The sequence below is a fragment of the Paenibacillus sp. 01T422 genome (genome assembly GCF_056398785.1).
Map to the genome: position 1 here is coordinate 1 of NZ_JBFTQB010000700.1, position 4,570 is coordinate 4,570.

At 49.2% G+C, this 4,570-nt stretch carries 3 protein-coding genes and 1 pseudogene; all 4 read right to left on the minus strand.

All coding sequences use genetic code 11. From position 1 onward, the window contains the following. Window positions 1–1,168: discoidin domain-containing protein (locus AC1DUA_RS29225; protein WP_477503094.1), on the minus strand; the 1,168-nt coding region annotated here is incomplete at its 3' end. Window positions 1,169–1,511: 343 nt separating this feature from the next. Then, window positions 1,512–2,156: an SGNH/GDSL hydrolase family protein gene (locus AC1DUA_RS29230; RefSeq protein WP_477503095.1), complete on the minus strand. Its 645-nt coding sequence runs from the start codon at window positions 2,154–2,156 to the stop codon at window positions 1,512–1,514. Window positions 2,157–2,170: 14 nt separating this feature from the next. Then, complete coding sequence (locus AC1DUA_RS29235; protein WP_477503096.1) at window positions 2,171–4,414, minus strand: glycosyl hydrolase family 95 catalytic domain-containing protein; 2,244 nt, start codon at window positions 4,412–4,414, stop codon at window positions 2,171–2,173. Window positions 4,415–4,429: 15 nt separating this feature from the next. Continuing rightward, a pseudogene (locus AC1DUA_RS29240) lies at window positions 4,430–4,570 on the minus strand (carbohydrate ABC transporter permease); the annotation flags it as partial.

Below are 4,570 nucleotides of genomic sequence, written 5' to 3' on the forward strand. Positions count from 1 at the left end.
CCCAAGGGCCAACACCATGAAAGTAATTGTACTCGATCACATCGTACTGAGAGATATGCCCATTGTTGTCCCCTTGATAAGCAATAAGCGGTTCCGTATCGCTTTTTGGCCCGAAGTCGTTATGATCGATTCGGTTGTGATGGCTGTTGACGCCGCTGACTTGGAGCCAAATTAAACCGCCTCCCGTTGGCAGTAAAGCAAAAGCATTGCGGGTAATCTGTATGTTATTTGAGCCATCTAACAGGAGCCCTGTTTTACCCAAGTTCGCAAACTTCAGCCCTTCAACAATGATATTTGAACTGTTTTTTATTTGTAGCGCAGCACCTCCAGTAATGACGGCTAGACCTTGATTAGCTGCCTTAATCCGGATTGGGCTGGATGCTGTACCATTTTTACCGTTAATAACGAATTCACTGGTTTGTGCATAATTACCGTTCTCCAGAATGATCGTGGAGCCTGGAATCGCTGCATTCAGCGCAGTCGCAAATTCGCTAGCTGTCGAGACAGGAACGAATCCGTATACTTCGACTTCGGTATAACTATTCCAGGCATTGACGGAATTACCATGGCCGACAATTCGCACATACCGGCTTAGAGTGACATCGGTAAAATCAAAGGTCTGCAGTGCGGTATTCAGGCTGCTCGTCACGTTCGCCTGGATTGTCGTATACGCAATGCCATCTTGGGACGTTTGAATATCGAAGCTGGACGTTCGCGTATCGCCATTCAAGAAGGCCATTTTCAGATAAGCAACTGTCGACTTCGTTCCCAAATCAATTCGGAGCCACTGTCCATCGCCATTCGCCGACCAGCGGGTAGTCAGATTTCCATCTGCCACATTTGCTGCAACGTTCCCGTCATCTGAACTAGCAGACAACGCTGTACCAGGGACACCAAATTTAGTGATAAGAGAAGACGATGAGGAGGATGAGGAATCTCCGTAAATCTCCACTTCGGTATAACTGTTCCAAGCGCTAACGGAATTGCCGTGACCAACGATTCGGACGTACCGGACAGGGTCAACATCTGGAAAATCGAACGTCTGCAAAGCTGTGCTCAGGCTACTCGTAACGTTCGCCTGAATGGTTGTAAAGTTGACATTGTCAGTTGATGTCTGGATATCGAAGCTGGACGTTCTTGTGTCGCCATTCAAAAAAGCAATCTTCATATAACCGACTTTCATATCAGCATTCAGATTAAACTGAATCCACTGTCCATCCCCGCTTGCCGGGTTAACAGGAGTACAGCACTTAGAAAACGGCCTACTTTCATTAACACACTTCCTCTCCAACCTCATAATTAAAACGCTTACATTTACACATTGAGTGCGCACTCAATGTCAATCTTACCCTCCAATCTCTAGAATGATAATCATCACTTTCTCAAATCCATCATTAAAACCGCAACTGCTCCTCCTCAAATTTCAAAAAAGACCTTTATTTTCGAAAGAAAAACACCCGCAAACGCAGATTCTCTCCACATTTGCAGGTGTTCCTATACGCCAAAGGTTTTTAACAAACCGCTGCATCTGCTTGAACGGCGTTCAACCAGGCTTTGGCAATTAACGCATGCCCCGCTGCTGACGGGTGAACGCCATCTGGCGCCCAGTAGCTCGGAGGCGCAGTCATCGACGCTTGTGCGAACAAGCCGTCCAAGGGAATCAGCAGCGCATTGAATTCACGCGCCAGTTCCCGCACGACGGTGATTTTCGGATCAAGATCCTCCCGCCACATCTTGCGGTCATCCGGTACCGGCAGCACGAAGGGCTCGATCAAGATTAGCTTGGCGTCCAGCGTCTCTTTCGTACGGACGAGCAGTTCCCGGTACCCTCTCTCGAATTGTTCCAACGATGTTGGATCGTTACGGTCATATCGACGCCAACAATCATTGATTCCGATGTAGATGGATACCCAATTCGGCTGTAAAGCCAGWCAGTCTTGATCCCACCGAGCCTGCAAATCCTTAACCCGATTGCCACTAATCCCGCGATTTAAGAAGGTCAGCTGCATATCCGGATAGGCCGAAGCCAATAAAGCAGCCGTCATTAACGGGTATCCTCTGCCCAAATCGGTGTGAACATCCCTGACTCTTCCCACATCCGTAATGCTATCTCCTTGAAACAACACGATATCTCCTTGTTTAAAAAGCAAACTCATGGTTGCCACCTCCATCATGACTCTCCAGAATGAAATCCGTAAAGCCGCCAAGGCTTATGTCCTCCAAAATAGCGTGTCACCTTGTCTATACTTTCGACTGGACGCACGCGCAGATCCGGTACCTCTTCGCCAGTGAAAAGAATAACCTCTTCCCCGGCATTCAAATCAAGCGACAGTTCATCGTCGATGAACGCTTCACCAGACACTCGAACCTCTTCGTCACTATCGATAATGTTCCAGTGTACAAATCCCTTCCAGCCAGTCTTGATCAGACATGGCTCGCCAGCCAAACTCTTCACTCTGATCCACTGAGTGACGGCTTCTTTGCGAACAGCGCTGACCAGGAAAGCTCCTTCAGCTCGCAAATCATGGAACGCCAGTTCCGCCCAAGCTTGTGGCACTGCCGGGAACACCCGCAGCTTGCCGCCCCAGCTCTGAAGCAGCATATCGTGAATCGACTCCGCACCAGCCAGCGGTGTCTCGATAACCGGTCCCGCTTCCTTGTACATTGTATTCGGCTTGATGATAAGCAAAAGCGATTGCAGCAATCGCATTGCCTCATCACCCCAACCAAGAACAGCGGCAATTGAAGCTGCTCCGGTCATGCTGAATCCGCGCAGGTCGCCTTCTTTGGCCAGCCAATGACGCAAAGAAGTTGCGATTAAGCTATGCTCTTCTTCCGTCTCTCCTTCAATAAGATGCAGCGGGAAAATCGCCAGCAAGTGGCTGAAGTGACGGTGGCCGTAAGCAAGCGGCATATCTTGTCCAATCATGAAACCCGTCTCATCGACGGGAAGAGGAACCAGCTTCTTCAATATGTTTTCCCATTCTGGAATGAGTGGATCCTGCGTTGCCAATCTGTGGCAAATATGAAGCAGTGTTTCACATCCCCAGCGGAGCAAGGAAAGATCATAATGGCAATCCCTTACAGTGGTCCGCATAAAAGAACCGTATTCCGGTGAAATCGTCGGCGGCAGATGAAGGAAACCGTCTGTTCCCTCTTCTAACAAATACCTGTAATAGTTGACGCTGCGTTTTAAGATCGGGAATAAGACCTCACCTAGCATATTTTCGTCCATCGCATATCGGTAATGTCGCCAAATACTATGACAAATCCAAGTCAAATTACCGACCTCATCTTCGACTTGAGCCCGCAAATCGAAGCTGCAGCTGCGCCCTAAGCCAGCAGAATCGTGTCGGCAATCTTCCGGAACATTCTGAATCAACTGATCCCAGTTATCTGTTAGTGATCGAACAAGCGATTCTCCCATTTCCAGACGATTGGCTGTATAAACCGGCGAATAGCTCATCTGCACGTTCATATTAAACCAGACACCTGGCCAAGGTGTGGACGTGAGCCAGGGCCCCTGATTATCAATCAGCGGCTTGTCCGCTCTGGTTGCGGATGCCAGCTTGTACATCTGAATCCAGTAAAAGCTTTCCAAACGGCCATCAGGCAGCGAAACGAAGCTTTGACGATAATACTGGTGCCACCAATCACGGTGAGCCTGCACCCATTCTTCAAAATTTGCTGTCGATGCCATCTTCACAGCCTCTACAGCTTCAGCAGTTGCAGTTTCATTGTGTCCATTCGTAATGGACAGCCAATAGATACGGCGATTCGGTGATACCTGAACATCCTTCCAGGCAGTCACACAGCCATCACCGCCGGAATAACGCTGCGTACACACGTGTATTCCGTCTTCTACTTCCGTGTGTTCCACTTCAGTCATTGGTATATATTGATTCAAATTCACGCCGTCTGCATTTTTCAGCACGGGATCAACTTCCGGATAAGCATACCAAGCACACCGGGCGTCGCTTTCGCCGGCTGTCGTCTCAATCTCTACGGCTATCACTGGGTAGAGACTGTGTACAAGCGAGCGAAGCTTGACCTCTCCGCTCGTTGTCGTCAGTGTCGCCTGCAATTCTGCATTCCATAAGCTGACCCGCATTTGTGTTGGGTGATAGATTCTCCCTGCCAATTCCAGATCCAGCTCACCGAGCGGAACACGTGGTGGAAATCCAGGTTTGTCCGTGCGAGTTGCCGTCACATCCGTGCGCCCGGTAACCATGCGGAGTACATGCCGTTTGCTCGCATGTTCCTCCCCATATACCATCGTGCCCAATAAGCCGTTGCCAAGGAAGGCCCCTTCATCCCAGCTAACAGGTTTTACTACCCATTCCATATCGTTGGCTGCCAGGAATTGTTCCCAGTCTACATCCAAGTGAACCGCCGAGCTGTTGCTTCCTTTCACGCCACATTTCCTCCCTTATCCTTTGATGGCACCAATGAGCGCACCTTTGACAAAATATTTCTGCAAAAATGGATAAACGAACAAAATCGGAACCGTAGCAACAATAATCGTCGCGTACTTCAAAGTAGCAGCAAGCATAGCCGCATCCCCGTCTGA